The organism is Chryseobacterium sp. ZHDP1, from assembly GCF_018603435.1.
Taxonomy (GTDB): Bacteria; Bacteroidota; Bacteroidia; order Flavobacteriales; family Weeksellaceae; genus Chryseobacterium; species Chryseobacterium indicum.
The window spans coordinates 871,253-892,047 of the sequence record NZ_CP075682.1; the positions used below are offsets into that span (position 1 = coordinate 871,253).

Annotated in this window: 19 protein-coding genes; 10 read left to right on the forward strand and 9 right to left on the reverse strand. The window is 36.2% G+C overall.

Annotated elements, in window-relative coordinates; translation table 11 throughout:
* Positions 1-8 precede the first annotated feature (8 nt).
* The 5 genes from KKI44_RS03975 to KKI44_RS03995 form a co-directional block, all read right to left on the reverse strand.
* Positions 9-842: a PH domain-containing protein gene (locus tag KKI44_RS03975; RefSeq protein ID WP_214589938.1), complete on the reverse strand. Its 834-nt coding sequence runs from the start codon at positions 840-842 to the stop codon at positions 9-11.
* Between the two features lie 64 nt (positions 843-906).
* Positions 907-1,854 (reverse strand): PH domain-containing protein, encoded by a 948-nt coding sequence (locus tag KKI44_RS03980; RefSeq protein ID WP_214589939.1) that lies wholly within the window; start codon positions 1,852-1,854, stop codon positions 907-909.
* 137 nt (positions 1,855-1,991) lie between these two features.
* Entirely contained in the window at positions 1,992-3,341 is a 1,350-nt protein-coding gene (gene hisS, locus KKI44_RS03985; RefSeq protein WP_214589940.1) for a histidine--tRNA ligase, read from the reverse strand.
* Positions 3,342-3,505: 164 nt separating this feature from the next.
* Positions 3,506-3,961: an HRDC domain-containing protein gene (locus KKI44_RS03990; RefSeq protein ID WP_214589941.1), complete on the reverse strand. Its 456-nt coding sequence runs from the start codon at positions 3,959-3,961 to the stop codon at positions 3,506-3,508.
* 17 nt (positions 3,962-3,978) lie between these two features.
* Positions 3,979-4,311 carry a single-stranded DNA-binding protein gene (locus KKI44_RS03995; protein ID WP_214589942.1) on the reverse strand — a complete coding sequence of 111 codons (333 nt, stop codon included), beginning with the start codon at positions 4,309-4,311 and terminating at the stop codon, positions 3,979-3,981.
* A 160-nt stretch (positions 4,312-4,471) separates the two neighbouring features.
* On the opposite strand from KKI44_RS03995, the gene KKI44_RS04000 reads away from it, so the two are divergent.
* From KKI44_RS04000 to KKI44_RS04040, 9 genes are all read left to right on the forward strand, one after another.
* Positions 4,472-5,077 carry an HPP family protein gene (locus KKI44_RS04000; protein WP_214589943.1) on the forward strand — a complete coding sequence of 202 codons (606 nt, stop codon included), beginning with the start codon at positions 4,472-4,474 and terminating at the stop codon, positions 5,075-5,077.
* Positions 5,074-5,418 carry a hypothetical protein gene (locus KKI44_RS04005; protein WP_214589944.1) on the forward strand — a complete coding sequence of 115 codons (345 nt, stop codon included), beginning with the start codon at positions 5,074-5,076 and terminating at the stop codon, positions 5,416-5,418. Before KKI44_RS04000 ends, KKI44_RS04005 begins: the two co-directional genes overlap by 4 nt.
* Before the next feature lie 21 nt (positions 5,419-5,439).
* Positions 5,440-6,342, forward strand: a complete 903-nt coding sequence (locus KKI44_RS04010) for a TIGR01777 family oxidoreductase (protein ID WP_214589945.1) — start codon at positions 5,440-5,442, stop codon at positions 6,340-6,342.
* Positions 6,343-6,368: 26 nt separating this feature from the next.
* Positions 6,369-6,950 carry a GDP-mannose pyrophosphatase NudK gene (gene nudK / locus KKI44_RS04015; protein ID WP_214589946.1) on the forward strand — a complete coding sequence of 194 codons (582 nt, stop codon included), beginning with the start codon at positions 6,369-6,371 and terminating at the stop codon, positions 6,948-6,950.
* A gap of 34 nt (positions 6,951-6,984) precedes the next feature.
* Positions 6,985-7,563 carry a hypothetical protein gene (locus KKI44_RS04020; RefSeq protein WP_214589947.1) on the forward strand — a complete coding sequence of 193 codons (579 nt, stop codon included), beginning with the start codon at positions 6,985-6,987 and terminating at the stop codon, positions 7,561-7,563.
* 5 nt (positions 7,564-7,568) lie between these two features.
* A complete protein-coding gene (locus tag KKI44_RS04025) occupies positions 7,569-8,135 on the forward strand; it encodes a hypothetical protein (protein ID WP_214589948.1) in 567 nt (188 codons plus the stop codon).
* Complete coding sequence (locus KKI44_RS04030; RefSeq protein WP_214589949.1) at positions 8,125-8,913, forward strand: hypothetical protein; 789 nt, start codon at positions 8,125-8,127, stop codon at positions 8,911-8,913. The genes KKI44_RS04025 and KKI44_RS04030 overlap by 11 nt, the downstream gene beginning before the upstream one ends.
* A 16-nt stretch (positions 8,914-8,929) precedes the next feature.
* A complete protein-coding gene (locus KKI44_RS04035; protein ID WP_214589950.1) occupies positions 8,930-9,310 on the forward strand; it encodes a VOC family protein in 381 nt (126 codons plus the stop codon).
* Between the two features lie 133 nt (positions 9,311-9,443).
* Complete coding sequence (locus tag KKI44_RS04040; RefSeq protein WP_214589951.1) at positions 9,444-9,890, forward strand: KTSC domain-containing protein; 447 nt, start codon at positions 9,444-9,446, stop codon at positions 9,888-9,890.
* 442 nt (positions 9,891-10,332) lie between these two features.
* Here KKI44_RS04040 and KKI44_RS04045 read toward each other — a convergent pair whose 3' ends face one another.
* The 4 genes from KKI44_RS04045 to KKI44_RS04060 all read right to left on the reverse strand — a co-directional run bounded on the left by KKI44_RS04045 (position 10,333) and on the right by KKI44_RS04060 (position 16,632).
* Positions 10,333-13,518, reverse strand: a complete 3,186-nt coding sequence (locus tag KKI44_RS04045; RefSeq protein ID WP_214589952.1) for an efflux RND transporter permease subunit — start codon at positions 13,516-13,518, stop codon at positions 10,333-10,335.
* A 7-nt stretch (positions 13,519-13,525) separates the two neighbouring features.
* Complete coding sequence (locus KKI44_RS04050; RefSeq protein ID WP_214589953.1) at positions 13,526-14,587, reverse strand: efflux RND transporter periplasmic adaptor subunit; 1,062 nt, start codon at positions 14,585-14,587, stop codon at positions 13,526-13,528.
* A 6-nt stretch (positions 14,588-14,593) separates the two neighbouring features.
* Positions 14,594-15,946, reverse strand: coding sequence for a TolC family protein (locus tag KKI44_RS04055; protein WP_214591097.1), 1,353 nt, complete (start codon positions 15,944-15,946; stop codon positions 14,594-14,596).
* 92 nt (positions 15,947-16,038) lie between these two features.
* The gene (locus KKI44_RS04060; RefSeq protein ID WP_214589954.1) at positions 16,039-16,632 is read right to left on the reverse strand and encodes a TetR/AcrR family transcriptional regulator; all 594 of its coding nucleotides are present in this window, start codon (positions 16,630-16,632) and stop codon (positions 16,039-16,041) included.
* Between the two features lie 181 nt (positions 16,633-16,813).
* On the opposite strand from KKI44_RS04060, the gene KKI44_RS04065 reads away from it, so the two are divergent.
* Positions 16,814-20,725 carry a T9SS type B sorting domain-containing protein gene (locus KKI44_RS04065; protein ID WP_214589955.1) on the forward strand — a complete coding sequence of 1,304 codons (3,912 nt, stop codon included), beginning with the start codon at positions 16,814-16,816 and terminating at the stop codon, positions 20,723-20,725.
* The last annotated feature ends 70 nt before the right edge of the window (positions 20,726-20,795 follow it).

Genomic DNA, 20,795 nt, shown 5'->3' on the forward strand with positions numbered 1-20,795 from the left:
TGCTTTCATCATAGTTTTTCTAATAGTTTTTTCTTCTGTAAGGTAAATTCTTCCTCCGTTAAAATGCCGTTTTCTCTTAATTTTCCTAATTTTTCGAGCTGCTCAAGAACGCTTTCAGAAATTACATCATGTTCTGCAGAGGATGTTTCCGAAACGTCTTCCCTGTTGTATATTTTACTGATGAACTGGTAAAAATCTTCAGCATAATCTTTATTAAAAAACGACTCAAACTCAAACATTTTATCTTTTGTATGAATTCTGATGTTCGGCGATACAAAGTTTTTGACGAAGCTTACTTCAAGAATATCCTCATTAAGAAATTCATTCACTTTTGCAGGTGAAAACATCGCTTTGGAAACTGAAATCATTCTTTTTGGAGTCGTAAGCAGAATTCCGGCATCCGTAGTTTTTGCAAACTGTGCATCGGTAATCGCTAGAATCACTTCGTCAGGATCAAGAATATAAGGAAGTTCCTTAATTTCTCCCTTTGTAAACATAGAAAGACTGGCTCTTAAACCTTCCATCTGATTTTTTATTTCTTTCAGTCGTCTTTTATAAAGATCTTTTGACAGCACCCTTCGCTCTGAATCTGCAACAGCAGGTACATTTTCAGAAATATTTTCCTGAATTGTTTCCTGCTGAACAATTTCTCCGTTTTGGAGCAGGCTTTCAATGTCTTTTAAGCTGAAACGGTGCAGATCCGAAAGCAATTCTTCATTCAGCACACTCGCTTTTTCAAGGCATGAATTACAGATAATATTTCCGTCAGAAAGCTTATTTTCACCCAACATCATATCGATTGAAGTGAGTTCTTTTCCACACAATCCGCAATGATTATTCATTATAATATCTTATTATATTTAACCTGTTTTAATTTTTGATTTAGCTAAAAAAGAAAAACAGGGATTAAAGCCGGTCTAATAATTTTTTCTTCTGTTCCGCAAATTCCTGATCCGTCAGAACACCCATTTCCCTAAGTTTGCCGAGCTTTTCCAGCTGTTCAAAAATAACTTCCGGAGCTTCTTTCTGTACACCAGAATTCTGCTGTACCGGATTTGAATCCTCAGGCTTTTGAAACGGATTCTCAGCAACCGGCATATTGTAGAGATTAAAAGACGAAGACTGAATTTGTTGTTGTTGTTGTTGTTGTTGTTGTTGTTGTTGAACAGGCTGATTCACATTCCCATGCAGATATTGATTAACTGCGTTGCAGAAGTTGTTCCCGTCACTTTTGTTATGAAGCTTAAACTCTGCTGTGGAACCGTTTTTAGAGAAAATTTTTAACGTTGAATATAAAAGACTTTCCACATGCTCAACAGAACGTATATGTTCGAAGAGATATTCATCTTTCTGCACATTTCCAAAAAGCTTTTTATCTATGAAAACAACTCTTTTCTGCGTAGAAAACAAAAGTCCTTCCACCTTCGAAGGCATGGTAAGACCTTCTGCAATCGCGGTTAACCTTTCATTATTTTCTAAAATATGAACGAGCTCTTTTACTTCGCTGTTTACAAAAATGCTCAGCCTCGCATTCAGGGCAACAATCTGATCCTGAATATCATCAAGTCTGGTCACTGTTCCGCCAAATCCAAAAGAAGGAGTTTGGGAACGCTGTACATTTGAAGTCTGTGAAGAAGCCGGATTTTCAACTTCGCCGATTTTCCCCTGCAAAATAATTCCCCTGATCTCGGGCAGGAAAAACTGCTGCAGATTATTAACAATATCCTTATTGATACCGGAAGCTTCATTCAGGCATTTGTTACAGAGAATATGATTGTCTGCCAGTTTGTTTTCGCCCAAAAGCGTATCCATAGCCGTTAAAGGAGTTCCGCACAATCCACAAATATTGTTCATTGGGTTTTATGTTTAATAGTTTTAAAAATCACAAAACAATTTTATGATTTTCTAAAATACAAATTTGTAATTAAATCGTACCAACTGAAAATAAAAAAGCATCAGGATTAATGATGCTTTTTTATTTCTTATTTATTCTATCCCAAAAACTCTTCCAGAGAAACCGTTTTCTGCTCCCCTGCTTCAAGATCTTTATAGGTTACCGTTCCGTTTTTAATTTCTTCTTCGCCTAAGAATACCAGATTTTTAATCCCTTTTTTCTCAGCATATGTAAACTGTTTGCCAATCTTTGCCGCTTCAGGATACATTTCTGCGGAAACTCCTTTTTCTCGCAGTTGTCGGATTAATTTTAAAGCTGCTACCGTTTCATTTCCACCGAAATTAGCAAAAAGATACTCTGTTTTAGAGGTCGCTCCTTCAGGGAAAAGACCAAGTTCTTCCATCACAAGATAAATTCTGTCTAATCCGAAAGAAATCCCGATTCCCGGAATATTTTTAACACCAAAAACTTCCGTAAGATTATCATATCTTCCGCCGCCGCCGATGGAACCCATCTGAACTTCATCTGCTTTTACTTCGAAAATCGCTCCGGTGTAATAATCCAGCCCCCTTGCCAACGTAATGTCAAACACAAGATTCTGAATGTCCACACCGAGATTTAAAGATTGTGTAATCACAAACTCAAGTTCTTCTACTCCTTTCAGCCCAACTTCATTTCCTGCAAATTTTTCTTTTAGCTGAAGAAGATTTTCCAGCGCATCATCCGACTGGTTGAAAAGGAAATCCAGTTTATCAATGGATTCCTGTGCAATTCCTCTTTCCAGCAATTCTTTTACAACACCTTCTTTCCCGATTTTGTCTAATTTATCCAAAGCTACCGTGAAATCTATTAACTTGTCGGTAATTCCTGCAAACTCAGCCAATCCGGAAAGAATTTTCCGGTTATTGATGTGGATGGTTACAGAAACTCCAAGCTCCGCGAAAGATTTCAGATACAACTGAACCAGATCTACTTCCTGCAAAAGACTTTCGCTTCCTACCACATCCGCATCGCACTGGTAAAATTCTCTGAATCTTCCTTTAGCGGGTCTATCTGCTCTCCAAACAGGTTGAATCTGATATCTTTTAAAAGGAAAAGTAAGTTGACCATGATTCATGGCAACATATCTTGCAAAAGGCACGGTAAGATCATATCGTAATGCTTTTTCAGAAATCTTTTTCGTTAAAGCCTGATGATTCTCAATGGTTAATTCTTCTTGAGGAATTTTGTCTAAATAATTTCCTGAATTTAAAATTTTAAAAATCAGACGATCTCCTTCTTCTCCGTACTTTCCCGTTAATGTTGAAAGATTTTCAAAACTTGGAGTTTCTAAAGGCTGAAATCCAAAAAGTTCGAAATTTTTCTGTAAAGTATTGATAATATATCTTCTTCTCGAGACCTCTAATGCTGAAAAATCTCTTGTCCCTCTTGCTAAACTTGGTTTCATTTTATGATAAATAAATGATATTAATATGTATAAGCTGCAAAAATAAGGAATTGAAAGGACTTTTACTACAGATAAACCTGTTTAAGCTTTATCGGCAGATAATACTAAACCTCACAGGTTTTAAAAACCTGTGAGGTTTGAAAAGACTTAAAAATACATGAAGCTCATATGCTTTCCAATATTTCTAAAATCTCTTCGCCGTAATTTTCTATTTTATGCTTTCCAAAACCTTTGATATCACGTAACTCTTCTTTTTTAGCCGGTTTATATTTCGCTACAGACATCAGTTCTTTGTTTGAAGCAATAAAATAACTTGGCAGATTTTGTTCTTTTGCTTTCTCGGAGCGCCAGTATTTCAAAGCTTCCAGTATTTTTAATTCATCATTATTTAAGGCTTCATCTTCTGCGGAGTATTTTACTGTTTTAGAATCTTTTACAACGCTTTGCTGAACGATTTTCAATTCTTCAAAATACAGAACAACCGACCAGTATTTTTCGTCCTGAACGAAAGCAGTTTCAACTTTTATAATATCGTGCGATTCCAGAAACGCTTCAAGTGTTTTTTGATCTTTTTCAAGGTGTCTGTCGTCCAGTCCGATTTTAAAAACTTTAATTTTCATGGCTTGTAATTTTTAGTTTATTTTCCTCCCAACAAAAGAATTTCATCTACACGAATTTCCGTAATGTATCTTTTTACACTGTCTTTATCATCATACGATCGGTAAGTAAGTTTTCCTTCCACAGCTATTTCTTTTCCCTTCGGAACGTATTTTTGAAATATTTCAGCGGTTTTTCCGAAAGCGACCAGATTGTGCCATTGTGTTTCTTCTACTTTTTCACCTTTTGCATTGGTGTAATGATCTGATGTTGCAAGAGAAACGGCAGCTTTTACATTTCCGTTATCGAAGCTGATGATTTCTACTTCTTTTCCTGTAAATCCGATTAGGGTAACTTTGTTTCTTAGTGACATAACTTTATTTTTAAATTTAACGTTCAGATAAGAGACGTTCATGTTTTTCTCAAATCTCTGTGGCAAAGGTTGCTGAATTTAAGAACCGGAGTCGGTAGAAAACTATTTAAATTCGTTTGTAGTCGTTTGCAAACGGATAATTTCGTATCTTTGAAATCCTATGAAGAAGACAATAAAAAGAACGTTCCGCGTTTCTAAATATGTGATTTACAGAGAAACTCTGGTAGACTATAAAGAGCATTTCTGGTCGTTTCTGGGAGCGTTTTTCGGAATCGGAATGATTGCTTTCATCCAGTCACACACTTTGTCTGCTACAGAAAATATCTTTTTAATCGGTTCTTTCGGAGCTTCAAGCGTTTTAATTTACGGAGCCATTCAAAGTCCTCTTGCGCAACCGAGAAATTTAATCGGAGGACACGTTCTGTCAGCTTTAGTTGGAGTTACAGTCTATAAAATCGTTCCTGATATCATCTGGCTTTCTGCACCTTTAGCTGTTGCATTTTCCATCGTTTTGATGCAATACACAAAAACGCTGCATCCTCCAGGCGGAGCCACTGCGCTTATTGCGGTAAGTTCTACAGGGAAAATTCCGGGACTGGGATATTGGTATGTTCTTTCACCTGTTCTTTCAGGATGTATTATTTTATTGATTATTGCTTTAATTTTCAATAATATTACCTCAAACAGAAGTTATCCGAATCATAACCGGTTTACATATTTACTGAAGAAAAAACACAAACATCCACACAAAATGAAAAAGCTATGAATTGTCTCGAATGCGGCGAAAAAATTATCGGCAGATCCGACAAAAAATTCTGTAATGATGCCTGCCGAAATGCCTACAACAATAAACAGAACAAGGATTCCAGCAATCTGATGCGGAACATCAATAACAGGCTTCGCAAAAATTACAGAATTCTGACGGAAGTGAATACCGAAGGAAAAACAAAAATTGCCAAATCCAAGCTCGATGGCTTAGGTTTTGATTTCGATTATTTCACAAATCTGAAAGTTTATAAAAACGGCTCCGAATATAAATTTATTTACGATTACGGCTATAAACTTTTAGAAGATGATTTTGTTCTGATCGTAAAAAATCAGGCTTAGAAACAACAAAGATTTTTAAACATGAAAGAAATTGTTCTTATCACGGGCGCAAACGGACTGGTTGCCAAAGAATTGTCTAAAAAACTTGAGAAAGATTATACGGTACGTTTTCTTACGCGAAAAAAACAGAACAGCAACGATTTTGAATGGGATATTAAAAAAGGAACGATCGACGAAAAAGCTTTTGAGAATGTTTCGCATATCATTCATCTTGCGGGAGCCAATATTTCGGAAAAGCGATGGACCGATGAAAGAAAAAAAGAACTGATTTCAAGCCGTGTCGATTCTGCAGCTTTGCTTTTAAAAACTCTGCAAAAAAATAATATCAGATTAAAATCTTTTATTTCCGCTTCCGGAATTAATTATTACGGAACAAAAACAACGGAGAAAATTTTTACTGAAAATGATAATCCGGGAAATGATTTTTTAAGTGAAGTGGTGATTCTATGGGAGAAAGCTGCCGATAATTTTAAGGAGCAAAATATTGCAGAAAGAGTGGTTAAAGTTCGTACCGCAGTAGTTCTTTCAGAAAAAGACGGCGCTTTAAAAAAGATGCTTCCGCCTGTAAAAATGGGCATCGGTTCGCCCATCGGAACAGGAAAACAATATATGCCTTGGATTCATATCAATGATATTTGTTCGATTTACGAATTTGCTTTAAAAAAATCTGAACTGGATGGTGCATTCAATGCGAATTCTCCACAGCATACCACGAATGAAAATCTGACAAAAAATATGGCGGAAGTGCTTCATAAACCTTTATTTATGCCTAATGTTCCCGCTTTTGTTCTGAAACTGATGTTTGGAGAACTGTCGGAAGCTTTACTGGAAGGTTCGAGAGCTTCATCCGAAAAAATTCAGAAAGCAGGTTTTCAGTTTGAATTTCCTGAATTAAAGCGCGCTCTGGAAGATTTATTGAAATAAAAAATGTAACGAAGATTGTAAAATCTATGCAAAATATGAACGTACATATTGAAAAGACGGAAATTTTATCTGATAACTGGTACACTTTGAAAAAAGTAACTTTCAGTATTCAAAAAAAAGACGGAACCATCGAACAGCAAAGCCGTGAAGCCTATGACAGAGGAAATGGTGCCGTTATTTTACTTTATAATAAAAAGTCTGAAACAATTATTTTGACAAGACAGTTCAGACTGCCAACTTTTATCAATGGAAATCCAACAGGAATGCTGATCGAAGCGTGTGCCGGATTATTGGACGATGACAATCCCGAAGACTGCATCAGAAGAGAAACTGAGGAAGAAACAGGCTATAAGATCTCAAAAGCTGAAAAAATATTTGAAGCCTATATGTCTCCCGGTTCGGTAACAGAAATTCTTCATTTTTTTATTGCAGAATATTCTACGGAAATGAAAATTACAGAAGGCGGCGGATTGGATGAAGAAGGCGAAAACATTGAAGTCCTTGAACTTTCAATTGATAAAGCATTGGAAATGATCGATTCGGGAGAAATTAAAGATGCAAAAACAATCATGCTGCTGCAATATTTAAGAATTAAAAATATTCTATAAAATTCAAATTTAAATTAATTTTATTCAAGCCATTATGAAACTAATATATACAATAAGTCTTTCTTTATTTTTATCTGCTTCTGTTTTTGGACAGAAAACTGAAAAAGCAGGCCCTAAAGATAAAGCTGTCATTGAACATTTTAAGAATGATTATAAAAAGAAAAATTATAAGAAGTTCGATGGAAAAATGACACTTAATGACAATCAGATATTGTTTGATAACAAAATTATATTCTATGATAAAGCGGATAAAATTACTGAAACGATGCTTAAAGAAGGATTAATTTATCCTCAGCTTTTAACGGAATTTCAGGTTGATAAATTCGAAAACGAAGACAGCGACAGAACGCAGAAACGATTTGCAAAAATTCAAAAAAACTGGAAAGATTCTTTTGAAGTCAATAATATTAAACTGAGTGGTGGTTCTGAACTGAGTTTTTTAAGTACCGATGAAAAGGTAAAGCGTTTTAAAGTGGTCTGCAAAGACCCGAAGTTTCCGAATCTTATGATTTATTATTTTGAATTAACGAATAAAAATGCTACAAAAGATACTTCTGTTCAGGATTTTATTAAGAATTCCAAACTGACGCATATTTTCCAGAGAACGGAGTAAGAAGGATGACTAATAACCATAACATCAATGTAAAAGCTTTATTCAGAAAATATTTTTGGGTAATTATTTTTATTATCATTCTTTTGTTGCAGGATTTTTTTCTTAAACCTTTTGTAAAAAATCTGTATTTAAGTGATGATATAAAAAATTTCAAAGAGTTTTCATGGAAGTACACGGTTTCTGCAATTATTATTCTTGCCGGAATTATTATTTTCATCTCAAAAAAGAATGTTAAACCTTCATCAATTCCCTTAATTTTATTGGCACTAATTGTATTCGGCAGCGGATTTTATTTTGCATTTCATTCCTTGGTAGATAATTCTTTACTTTTAATTAATTCAGAAACGAAGAAAACCGAAATTATTAAAGTTTACGAAGTTGTATATCATAAAGGAAAGAAAGTTTTTTGGCTGAATAATGAAAATTCTATTCATGATAAAGAGGATCTTCAAAAAATTAACCACTATAAAGTTTCAAAAGGTTTAAAATCTATTTTTGATCTTCAGAATAATGACACGGTAGAAGTAACGTTTAATAAAGGATGGTTTGATATAGATTATCTTGAAAAATAATTGCGCTCTGAAAATGTACAATGCAACCAGAAGGAACAAAAATATAGGAACCGAAAATCAAGGTTTCAGTCAAAATAATAAATTGAAAATTTCAACACCTAACGGAACATTAAAGTCTTTTTACGAAAGAATTGGTAAGCATGAAAAAGAATCTAAAATAATAAATGGACACGAATTTTTATTTATCATTGAAGAGCTTCGCGAAAACTGTTATCACTCCTGTTCTGTTTCTGATCTTGAAAAGATAATCGAAAATATTCCTAAAGAAGATTACGGAGATTTAAAGTTTATTGTTTTACGCCAACCGAAAAGAAAGGAGGAAATAATCTCTCCGGTTTGGGGAAGACTTGTTTACAGCTTTGAGTACGAAAACGAATATTTTCCGGCGATAATTTTAGACTCAATAGATTTAAACAAAAAGTTAATATGGTCTAAAAAACAAAGCATCGAAGATCAGAAAGAATTTGAAAGATTAAAAGGAGACGGACATATTTTTACACAAAATAAGAGAAGTTTTATTTCTCAGTTAAATTTAGAGCCTTCAAGAAATACCCAATTGTACAGAACTCTACTGCATGAATTCGGGCATTATGTTCATTACTTAGAAGTTGTGGAAAGACCTTTTGAAAGTGATAAAGATTATGAGGCAAAAGAAATTCGCGATGATTACTACTCAGCTTTATCTAAAGTTGAAAAAGAAACTTTCGCGCACCAGTATGCTGATCGACTGAAGAAAAAATTAACTGAAGAAAAAATAATTCCTTTTAATAGTCTTTAATAATTGAAAATCAAACATGAAAATAAAAAATATAGATCACCTCGTTTTAACGGTTGCAGACATTGAAAAAACGGTAGATTTTTACACCTCTATTCTTGGTTTTGAAGTGGTGACGTTTGGAGAAAACAGAAAAGCTCTGACTTTTGGAAATCAGAAAATCAATCTTCATCAAAAAGGAAAAGAATTTGAACCAAAAGCAGAACATCCGACTTGCGGTTCTGCGGATCTTTGTTTTATTTCAGAAACCGATATTCACGAAGTTTTACAGGAACTAAAGGAAAAGAATATTAAGATCATCGAAGGAATTGTTGAAAGAACCGGAGCTTTGGGAAAAATACAATCGGTTTATTTCAGAGATCCGGATCTGAATTTAATTGAGGTTAGTAATTATCTGTGAAATAATATTTAAAATTATGCACAAAGATTATCTTAATATTAATTTTCAGGATAAAATAAATTAATACTGAATAAGTTATGATTTTTACATTTTAAAACCTTAATTTTGCACCCCGAAATAAGGATCATCCATTATGAAAAAATTAGGCGAATACAGAAAGCTTCTGGAAGTTGATAAAAATGTAACACTGAAGGAACTAAAAACCATTTACAGGAATACGATGAAAGATACGCATCCTGATAAATTCATCAATGATGAAGCAGGAAAGCTGGAAGCGGAAGAAAAAAGCAAATCTGTGATTGAAGCCTATCATTTTCTGGTAAGCATAAATCCGGAAACGCAGGAAAAATACAAAGAAGAATACACCGAAACCATTACAAAATCTAATATTCAGGATTTTTATCTGGAAAAATCGGTTCTCAAAGTACAGCACCTGAACGGAAATATGTACGAATATCTTGGAGTTCCGAAAAATACCTACATCAAAATGGTGAATTCCGATTCTCCGAGCCGTTTTGCAAGAAGACATATTTACGGAAGTTTCGTCTACAGAAAAGCCGGTGAGGCAATGGCGGAATAATCACCTATTTACAATAAATAAGAGCTTTCAATTAATTTGGAAGCTTTTTTATTTGATTAATTTTTTTGATTGTCCGTAATTTGTCAGAATAAAAACCTCTGCGATCTCAGTTAAGTTTTAACGCCTCTGCGAACCTTAAAAACAGTTTGTATATAAAAAGTCTTTGCGTGCTTAGCGTTAAAATCAAGCATTATGATTGACAACAGATAATCAATTAAATTTTAATTTTAACGCAAAAGAGTCGCTAGCTTTTTTTAAATTATTGAACATACTTTTCGATCACAAAGGCATTTTACTCAGCAAATGAGCAATCATGTTTCTTTTCTTTTTTAAGATTGCTTCGTTGCTTCAGAACTACGTTTGCAGATCTTCAGTCTGTTTGCAATGACATAAAAAAACCGCATCATTGCTGATACGGTTTTCGGTTAATTAAGGTGTTATATTAGTCTAAATGTTTTGGCGTAAAACCGTCTTCACTTAGTTCTCTGTGTTCATAATCGGCTTTTATTTCAGCTTCATAATCTACTTTTTTATGTTTACCCATTCTTCTCAGAATTGAATCAAATAAAGAGTAAACGACCGGTACAATAATTAAGGTAAGGAATAGAGATGATGTTAAACCACCAATAACTACCCAAGCCAAACCTTTGTTCATCTCCGCTCCTGCTCCTGTCGCCAATGCGATCGGCAACATCCCGAAGATCATCGCAATCGTTGTCATAAGGATTGGACGAAGACGGGCGTGATTTGCCTGTACCAAAGCGTCGTGTGTATTGGATCCTGCTGCTTTTCTGGCATTGGTAAAGTCGACAATCAAAATCGCGTTCTTCGCAACCAGACCAATCAACATAATCATCCCTAACATCGTAAAGATATTCAGTGAATTTGCTGTTAAGGCAAGAATTACCATTACCCCAATCATCGCCAGAGGAATTGAGAACAATACCACGAAAGGATACACAAAACTGTCATACAATGAAACCATTACAAGGTAAACCAATACAATAGCTGCCAATAAAGCGATTCCCAACGTACCGAAACCTTCCTGCTGGTTTTCCATATCTCCACTCCAGATGTAATCTACACCTATAGGTTTGTTTTTGCTGTCCTTGAACTGTTTTGCCCATTCGTTGGCAACGTCTCCTACAGGTCTCCCTACTGCTTTAGCTCTTACTTTTACAGAAGGAGATTTATCTCTACGCTCAAGCAAACTCGGTCCGGATCCCATTTTAACCTCAGCAAACTGGCTAAGACGAACCTGCTGTCCCTGAGGATTTGTAAACATTAAGTTTTTAACATCATCAATAGACTGTCTGTTCGCATCTCCGAAACGGATATTGATGTCATATTCATATTCTCCTGCTCTGAATTTCCCGTCTGTATTTCCGTTGAATGCCGTCTGCATTGTTTGTCCTACACTTGAAAGATTTAAGCCTAAAGAAGCCATTTTATCTCTGTCGATATTTACCTGAACTTCAGGGTTTCCTGAATCGGTAGATAATTCTGCATCTACTGCTCCCGGAACTTTTTTCAGCAATTCTAAAATTCTTGTTGCTTCTTTTACAGCGGTTGCGTTGTCCGGAGCGGTTACCACCATTTCGATCGGTGCATTTTCAGCACCCATGATTCCGATTGGAGCAGTTTTGAATTCTACTCCTGTAAATTTCTCTTCTAAAGCTCTTTTTATTTTTGCAGCTTTGATATTGGTGCTTTCAGAACGTTCAGATTTATCCGTTAAATTCACCTGAACTTCCGACTGATAAGTTGTCGCCTGAGCTCCGCCAAAACCTGTTGACTGCTGTCCTACTGTTGTAATTAAATCAACAACATCCTTATCATTTCTTAAAAACTTCTCAACATCCAACGTAAGCTGATTGGTCTTTTCAATGGTTGCATCTTTTGGTAATTCCATCTGAACAAGGAACTGTCCTCTGTCGATCGGCGGGAAGAATTCTCCCCCAATGAATCCGAAAGCTACCAGCATGAAAGAAGAAATTAGAACGATAAATGTAATCACTACCGTAGAAATTCTTCTTAATGTGGTTTTTAAACACCATTCAAGAATTCCTGTGATCCAGTGCGTAAATTTCTCAATTAAACCTTCAAACCAAAGGATGAATTTTTCGAACCAGTTTTTCCCTGTTAAATGCTCAAGCTTACCAAATCTTGAAGACAGCCACGGAATGATGGTAAATGAAGCCAGCAATGATAACATTGTTGCGATAACCACCGTGACGCAGAACTGAGCCAGAATGTTCGCTACCAGACCTGAACTCATCGCAATCGGTAAGAATACCACCACAATTACCAAAGTAATCGCTGCAACGGTAAACCCGATCTCCGAAGCTCCGTCATACGCTGCTCTGATTTTGCTTTTCCCCATCTCCATGTGACGGTAAATGTTTTCCAGTACAACGATCGCGTCATCCACAAGAATACCTACCACTAAGGAAAGTCCCAGTAAACTCATTAAGTTCAGCGTATATCCCATCAGATTCATTCCGATGAATGTTGCCACCAATGAAGCCGGAATGGAAACCATTACGATGAAGGCATTTCTGATGCTGTGAAGGAATAATAACATTACAATTGCTACCAGAATAATCGCTAAGAATAAGTCGAAAATTACGTGATTCGCAGATTCAAGGGTAAAGTCGGTTGTATCGTTTACCACTTTTACTTTTACACCCTGTGCTTTATAAGCTTCCTGAACGGTTTCAATGGTTTTCTGAACGCTTTCAGATACTGCAACCGCATTGGCATCAGATTGTTTTTTAACCTGCATTAAGATGGTAGGAAACTGGTTGAATCTCGCTACTTTCTCCACATCTTTCTGAGAGTCGAAAACCGTAGCAATATCAGATAAACGAACCTGTGCTCCGTTTTTATTGGAAACCACAAGATTGTTCATTTCTGCTACAGATTTATACTTTCCGGATAATCTGATGGTAGATTTTGACGTTCTCGTCTTTAAACTACCGGTAGGGAAATCCAAGTTTGAAGAAAGGATTGCCTGTTGAACATCTCCGATGGAAAGTCCGTAACCCTGCAGTTTTTTCTCGTCAAGATTTACCTGAATTTCTCTTTCCTGTCCACCCACAAGGTCAACCTGAGCAACACCGTTTACACGGGAGAAAATAGGCTCAATTTTTTTATCTAAAAGGTCATAAAGATCTTTGCTGTTTAATTTGTCTGATGAAATACTCATCGTGATGATCGGTAAATCGTCCAGAGAGAATTTATTAAGAGACGGCGCTTTTACATCATCCGGAAGGTCTGCCAGAATGGCGTTTACCTTTCTCTGTGCATCATTCAATGCATAATCTACATCAGCTCCGTCATTCAGTTGAACCATAATTACGGATAAACTTTCATAGGAAGAAGATTCTACTTTCTTCACATTTTCCAAAGAACCAACGGCATCTTCAATTTTTCGGGTAACGGATGTTTCCACCTCTGCAGGCGAAGCTCCCGGATATACCGTAGAAATGGTTACCATATTGGTTTCAAACTTCGGAATCAACTCGTATCCCATGAGCGTATAACTCAGGATACCTCCCAACGTAAGAATCGTAAACAATACGATTACCAACGAAGGTCTTTTAATCGATATTTCTGCTAACTTCATAAACCTTCTACTTTACGATATTTACTTTAGATCCGTTATCCAGATTGATCTGTCCGCTTGTCACCACCTGTTCTCCGCCATTCAGTCCGCTTAAAACCTGAACTTTATCGCCATATACTTTTCCAACGGTTACTTTGATGAGTTTAGCCACTCCGTTCTGTACAACAAATAATTGTCCTGAACTTACCCCGTTTACAAAGGCTTCTGCAGGAACGGTTAACATATTCTGCGTTTCTGCACCGTTGTTTGTTTTAAATGTTGCTGTTGCGTACATCCCGGCTTTAAGGTTTCCTCTGTTCTGAACTTCAATTTCAACAGGGAAATTTAAAGAAGCATCACTTTTAGGAGCGATAAATGTAATTCTTCCCACAAATGAATCTTCCGGTAAAACGTTTACTTTAATCGGAACTTCCTGCCCTAACTGAATTTTCCCGATCTGGCTTTCATCAACCAAAACTGAAAGTTTTAAGCTGTTGATGTTTACTATTTCGAATAGTCCTGTTCCCGGAGCAACCACCATTCCCGGCTCTACCATTTTTTTATTGATGGTTCCGCTGATTCCTGCACGAATGCTTGTATCGTTTACTTTTACACCCTGGGCTCTTAGGGCAGCCTGAGCGTTTTTAAGCTGTAATCTGGAATTATCAAGCTGTTGTTTGGTAACACCACCTGTTTTAAAGGCATTTTCATAACGCTGGTTGTCTGCAATCGCATTCTGCAAATTGTTCTGAGCCTGTGTAACATCTACTTCAATGGCATCTCTTTTAATGGTTGCCAATACCTGTCCTGCTCCCACTCTTGAGCCTTCTTTTACCAAAACGCTTACTACACGTCCTGAAATTTCAGAAGACTGGTTCATTTCCTGCTTCGGGATAAATGTTCCGTTTGCACTGTAATCTGTATCAATGTTTTCTCTCGAAACCGTTACAACGTTTACGTTAACTTTGTCTACCTGCTTTGCAACCTCTTTTACTTCCTGTGTCTGCTTTTCTTTATTTCCGGCAATCTTGTAAGCTGCCAAACCAACCAGGACAGCTGCTACGATGATATATATTAAAGTTTTTTTCATAGTTTATTACGGGTTTTGTAGTGTGTTTAATTCTCCTTTTGCTTTAATTAATTTAATTTCAGCCTGTTTGTAATCCAGTAAAGCATTGGCGTAATTCTGTTTTGCCTGCGTTAATGCATTTTCAGCATCCAGAACTTCTGTAAGTGTTGCTAAACCGTACTGGTAATTGGATTGTGTATTTTTCTGAACTCTTTCTGCCAATCCTACGTTGTCTTTCATACTTTCAATATTAATTAAAGCATTTTCTATGTTGGTAATGGCATTTTTATAATCTAAATTAAGGCTTAACTGTGTATTCTGAATATCCAGATCAAGATCCTGAATATCAACTTCTGCCTGATTGATCTTTGCTTTTGTAGCTCCTCCGGTAAAAATCGGAATATTAACATTTAATCCGATTGCAGAGTAATCGCTCCAGAGAACACCATTTTTAAGCCCGTTGGTTAATGGAAATTTTGCTCCGTTTGCACCCCAGCCGTAATTCGCAACAAGGCTTACTGTAGGGTAAAGATACGCTTCAGTCGCTTTTTTATTGAATACCAGAAGCTCTCTGTTTTTATTTAAAACTTTGATTTCGGTACGGTTATCAAGATTTAAATTTCCTGCAACCAGTTCCGGTTTTGGTTCAATGGTTTTTTCTTCAAGCTCGATATCAGATTCAATTGGAACCCCCATGTAGAACTTCAGTGCGTTTTTAGCCAACTGAACAGAATTAATTAATGTCTGTTTGTTTGATCCGATGTTGGTAAGCTGAACATTGGTTCTGTCGAGATCAATGGATTTTGCCAGTCCGTTATCCACCAGACTTTTAATTACATTTCTTACTTTTTCGGTATTCGCATAGCTTGCTTCTACGGTTTTAAGATTTTCTTCCTGAACAAAAACCTGATAGTAAGCAGATGCTACGTTTTCGATGATCTGCTCATTGGTAAGCTGTGCATTAAGAACATAAAATTCTCTTGTAGATTTTGCCGCCTTCAGTCCTGTGAACACTCTCTGATCGAAAATTGCCTGTTGAAGCTGTACGGAAGCCGTAGAGTTCCAGGGCTGTCCAAACTGGGCTCTGATTTTTTCGCCTCCAAATGCAAGAAGGGATTCCTGAATGATGGGATTGTAGGTAAGACCTGCTGTCGCTGAAATCTGAGGTAAAGCTCCTGCTTTTGCCTCATCAATCTTATATTCGGCTTTTTTGATCTGTAAAGCTGCCTTTTTGGCTTCCGCTTTATTCTGAAGTGCCTGTTTGATCGCTTCCTGTAAGGAAACCTGCTGTTGTGCAGACACCGATGAAAAACCGAACATCATAAATGCAGCCGCTATTCCTACTTTTAGCTTGTTTGCAGTTATACGTTTTTTCATAATATTATACTTCGTTTATTTTTTTAATGTAATTATTATGTTAAATGCTTTATATCTAAATGACGAATCATTTCTTAAAATACTTTAACATTTTTTTAGTTTTTAAATAACATATTCAAAATGATCTCTTTTCTTTCGGAAATAATCTTATCGAATTCCTCTTCGCTGATCATAAGATTTTCCATTAATAAAGGTCTTACCGCACTTGGGAAAACCAGCAGAGAAATCATATTCAGAAGAAACTGAATGGGTTTCATCCTCTCTATATTTCCCCGTTCCATTTCTGTTTCTATATCTGTAAAAAGCCTTTTCAGTTCATCTTCTTCGATGTCTTTTTTATGGCAGTTTCCTTTATTGATCTGTGAAACGATATAGGTTTCGAGATAAGGATACTGAAGACTTGTAGACAGACTTCCTTCGATAAACTGGCTGATCTTTTCTTTCAGAGGAAGATCAGAATTCATGATAATTTCAGATTTTTCTTTTTCCACTTTCTGGGCTTCATCAAAAATAATCTGGATGAGGTTGTCCCGTGAGCGGAAATAGTAATTGATAAGCGTTCTGTTGACACCGGCTTCATCAGCAATTTCCTGAGTAGTAGCGTCAAACTTACCTTTCACAAAGAATAAATTCTTTGCTGTGTCTTTAATTAATTCCTGTGTTTGGTCTTTTTTTGCTTGATTTGACATTTTTGTTAAACAAATTTGTGCAAATTTAAATCAAATTTTATTTTTGACAAAATTGTTAAACAAAATTATTAAACAAATTAGTGTGACATGCATCATATTTTTGACTTTAATCTCAGATTACGACTTATTAACCTTTGAAAAATAACCTGATTTTATATCTTTGCCGAAAAATTAGTAACCGATGCGAAAAATATTGTTTCTATGCACAGTTTTCTGCTGTGGATTTTTGTTTTCTCAAAGCAAAATTTCAAAAAACAATGATTATTATTTTTACGAAAACAAGGGACAGATCGTAGATCAGGACGGTAAAGAAAATGCAGGCGTAAAATACCTTTTTCATTCTGCAGGACTGAATGTACAACTTCGATCTAATGGATTTTCTTATGATGTTTATGAAACAAAAAAAACAGTAAACCCGAATTCATCAAAATTCCGAAAAGACCATTCTGTTGATGCAAAAACATATTGTTATGATGAATTTAATTATGAAAATATATTTCACCGAATTGATATTGAATTAATTAATTCGAACAAAACGGCAAAATTGACTGCGGAAGGCAAATCTGCAGATTACGATAATTATTACAACATTCCCAACAAACCGAAAGGAGTAACCAGTGTGCATCGTTATCAGAAAATTTCTTATAAAAATATTTATCCGAACATTGATCTGGTATTTTTTAAACCTAATGATACTTTAAAACCCATTGAGTATAATTTTATTATCAATCCCGGAGGAAAAATTTCAGATATTAAAATGAAATTCAGTGGTGCTCCTGTTGCTGTAAAAGAGAATAAACTTTTAATGAAATTACGTTTCGGAGAAATGTATGAAAATATTCCTAACAGCTGGATTGCAGGAAATAAAAAAGAGAATATTCATGTTTCTTTTAATGATCTTGGCGATGAGATTTTCGGATTTAATGCTCCTGTAAATGTTTCTGATAAAACTATTGTTATTGATCCGGTTCCTACAAGGGTTTGGGGAAGTTATGCAGGAGGTTATGGAGAAGATTACGGAAAAGTTAAAACCGACGATCAAAACAGGCCTTATCTTTATGGAGCAACTACCAGTACTTCTAATATTGCTACAAGTGGTGCATATCAAACCTGGCTAAACGGACAAGCTGATGCATTTGTAATGAAACTTACAAGTGACGGGCAAAGATCCTGGAGTACTTATTACGGAACTTCCAAAACAGATTATTTCAATGATGTTACGTTTGATGAAAATTATAATGTTTATCTCGGCGGTACAGCAGAAAAAACACTTACTAAAGATGCACTATTAGTAAAATTAAATGCTAATGGAAATTTATTGTATATTAAGGATTTCAGCGGAACTCAAGTTGATGAATGCTATACTGTTTCCTATAACCAAAGCCATATTTATCTTGGAGGAGAAACGATGAGTACAGACTTTCCGGTTATTAATGCTGCATATCCTGTAAAACCGAGCGGAGCAGGGTATTATGATGGGTTCCTAATTGATCTGGACAGTGCAACGGGTAATGCACAATGGTCTACTTATTTTGGAGGTTCATCATTATCAACATCTATTTTCACTATATTTTCTTCTACAAATAATCTGGAAGTGATTGGAGCAACACAATCTTCTACAATTCCAATGATTAATCCGTTTCAGGCTACAAATGGCGGCACATCGGATGGACTCTATTTAAAATTTTCAAAATCAGGAATTTTGTTAAGATCAAGCTATTTTGGAGAAAACGGGCAGGAAAGTGTACGTGAAGCAAGAATCATTAATAATAAACTTTTACTTGCTGGCGAATATATGGAGCTTGTTCCTGGTAGTGTTCTAAAACCGGGAGTCTGGAAAGTAGATTTAGCATCCAACGCTATCGATAAAGTTTATTTTCCATTTATTTATCAGATGCAATTAACAGCCTATATAGATATTACAGGAAATATATTTTTTGGAGGGCTGGCTTACACAAACCAAACGGGCATTGCAACTCCCGGTGCTTATATGGAAACAACTGGGCCCTATATTAAAACTTTTTTAGTAAAATATAATTCTAGTAATGTTAAAGAATGGGGAACTTTTTATGGAGGTAACGGGGGAACTCAATTAGGAACACCAACTAAAGACAGTAACGGATTTATTTACTTTACAGGAATGTCCAGTAATAATACAACTGGTATTGCAACTCCGGGAACATTTCAGCAACAAGGCGGTCATCCGTCGAATGATATATTTATTGCAAAATTTCAGGATTGTACTTCTTCTGCTGTAATTTCATCAAACTCTCCCGTTTGTATTAACTCTAATCTTCAGCTAAGCGCAACCGGAGGCACAAATTACAACTGGACAGGTCCAAACGGATTTACTTCTACTCTTCAGAATCCTGTAATTCCCAACGCAACAGCAGCTAACGCAGGAGTATACACCTGTCAGGTTACCGGTTCAGGAGCCTGCGACGGAAGTTTTACAGTAAACGTAGTTGTAGGAGACAATGTTGCACCAGTTCCCAATACTGCCAGTCTTCCCAACATTACCGGAGACTGCCATACGACGATTTCCAATTTTCCAAAAGCAACAGATAATTGTGCCGGAATCATTACGGCAACCACTACCGATCCTCTTTCCTATTCTGTTCCGGGAACTTATGTGATCCACTGGACTTATAATGACGGAAACGGAAATGTTTCGGCACAAAACCAAAATGTAACGGTAACAGCAACGGCATTACCTGTAACAACCAATCTTCAGCAAATCTTCTGTAAAAGCACCAATCCAACGGTTGCCAATATTCAGATTACAGGACAGAATATCAAATGGTACAATGCTGCCGGAAATCTTTTGCCTTCAACAACGGCTCTGGTAAACGGACAGACCTATTATGCCTCCCAAACGATTAACGGATGCGAAAGTGATAAAATCGCTATTCAGGTTACTGTAAATGAAACTCCGAAACCTACAGGAAACGCTGTTCAGGATTTTTGTGCTTCGGCAAATCCTACTTTGGCAAGTTTAGCTGTAACCGGAACTTCCCTTAAGTTTTATGATGCCGCAGGAAATATCTTATCCCTTACAACTCCTCTGGTAAATGGAACGGTTTACTACATAACACAGACGCTGAACAACTGTGAATCTGAAAAACTGGCAATTACGGTAACACTTTCAACGAATAATGTTCCTGCCAATGATTATTCGGCGACGTTCTGTAACAGTACGACAGGGAACTCTATGATGGTGAATTTAACATCATATCAGAGTAATATTATTGCCAATCCTTCCGGATACACATTTACTTATACGGATGATTTTGGGAACGTAATTACCAATCCTTCTGCGTACTCTTTAAATTTAGGAGCGACCGTTATCCACGTAAAGGTTTCCACTCCGGACGGATGTTTTAAAATTGTACGATTAAATTTAGCTCTGACCCCTAAACCTATATTCAATCTTCCTGAAAGAATTGATTTCTGTAAAGGAAAAACAGTTACTCTGGATGCAGGAAGCGGATTTTCATCTTACCTATGGAGCAACGGAGCAACAACTCAGACAATTGCCGTTTCAGCTCCCGGAAATTATTCTGTAACAGTAACGAATAGTTTTGGCTGTCAGAGTACAGATAACATTCAGGTAAGCTATACGGTTTTGCCGGAAATTGTTTCCGTAAATATCAGCAATAATTCCGCAACGGTAATCCTTTCTGTGACAGGCAGCTTTGAATATTCTTTAGATAACTTCACATGGCAGGATTCTAACATTTTCACGAACTTAAATATTGGAGAATATATTGTTTATGTAAGAACAAAAGGCGGTTGCATTATTGGTCAGAAACCATTTTCGATATTCAACATTCCAAATGCATTCACTCCTAATGCAGACGGATATAACGACCAATGGAAAATTGCAGGACTGGAAAATTATCCGGGAACTGAAGTGAACGTTTACGACAGAAGAGGTCTTGCTGTTTTCAAAGAGATTATTTCTAAAAAACCTCTGCATTGGGACGGTAAACTCAACGGAAGTCCTGTCCCGACAGGAAATTACTGGTATACGATAAAAGTTTCAGACGGCAGAGTATATACAGGCTGGCTTCTGATTAAAAACAGAGACTAAAAACAGAAACGAGCGGAAAATTTTCCGCTCGTTTTTTTATTTTTAAAGGTTTATAGATTGTCTTTTACCA

What these genes read in the sequence shown, in the direction of transcription:
- KKI44_RS03975 (WP_214589938.1), bottom strand. Translation starts at nt 842, where the DNA reads ATGAATAATCATTGCGGATTGTGTGGAAAAGAACTCACTTCAATCGAT.
- KKI44_RS03980 (WP_214589939.1), bottom strand. Translation starts at nt 1,854, where the DNA reads ATGAACAATATTTGTGGATTGTGCGGAACTCCTTTAACGGCTATGGAT.
- hisS (WP_214589940.1), bottom strand. Translation starts at nt 3,341, where the DNA reads ATGAAACCAAGTTTAGCAAGAGGGACAAGAGATTTTTCAGCATTAGAG.
- KKI44_RS03990 (WP_214589941.1), bottom strand. Translation starts at nt 3,961, where the DNA reads ATGAAAATTAAAGTTTTTAAAATCGGACTGGACGACAGACACCTTGAA.
- KKI44_RS03995 (WP_214589942.1), bottom strand. Translation starts at nt 4,311, where the DNA reads ATGTCACTAAGAAACAAAGTTACCCTAATCGGATTTACAGGAAAAGAA.
- KKI44_RS04000 (WP_214589943.1), top strand. Translation starts at nt 4,472, where the DNA reads ATGAAGAAGACAATAAAAAGAACGTTCCGCGTTTCTAAATATGTGATT.
- KKI44_RS04005 (WP_214589944.1), top strand. Translation starts at nt 5,074, where the DNA reads ATGAATTGTCTCGAATGCGGCGAAAAAATTATCGGCAGATCCGACAAA.
- KKI44_RS04010 (WP_214589945.1), top strand. Translation starts at nt 5,440, where the DNA reads ATGAAAGAAATTGTTCTTATCACGGGCGCAAACGGACTGGTTGCCAAA.
- nudK (WP_214589946.1), top strand. Translation starts at nt 6,369, where the DNA reads ATGCAAAATATGAACGTACATATTGAAAAGACGGAAATTTTATCTGAT.
- KKI44_RS04020 (WP_214589947.1), top strand. Translation starts at nt 6,985, where the DNA reads ATGAAACTAATATATACAATAAGTCTTTCTTTATTTTTATCTGCTTCT.
- KKI44_RS04025 (WP_214589948.1), top strand. Translation starts at nt 7,569, where the DNA reads ATGACTAATAACCATAACATCAATGTAAAAGCTTTATTCAGAAAATAT.
- KKI44_RS04035 (WP_214589950.1), top strand. Translation starts at nt 8,930, where the DNA reads ATGAAAATAAAAAATATAGATCACCTCGTTTTAACGGTTGCAGACATT.
- KKI44_RS04040 (WP_214589951.1), top strand. Translation starts at nt 9,444, where the DNA reads ATGAAAAAATTAGGCGAATACAGAAAGCTTCTGGAAGTTGATAAAAAT.
- KKI44_RS04045 (WP_214589952.1), bottom strand. Translation starts at nt 13,518, where the DNA reads ATGAAGTTAGCAGAAATATCGATTAAAAGACCTTCGTTGGTAATCGTA.
- KKI44_RS04050 (WP_214589953.1), bottom strand. Translation starts at nt 14,587, where the DNA reads ATGAAAAAAACTTTAATATATATCATCGTAGCAGCTGTCCTGGTTGGT.
- KKI44_RS04060 (WP_214589954.1), bottom strand. Translation starts at nt 16,632, where the DNA reads ATGTCAAATCAAGCAAAAAAAGACCAAACACAGGAATTAATTAAAGAC.
- KKI44_RS04065 (WP_214589955.1), top strand. Translation starts at nt 16,814, where the DNA reads ATGCGAAAAATATTGTTTCTATGCACAGTTTTCTGCTGTGGATTTTTG.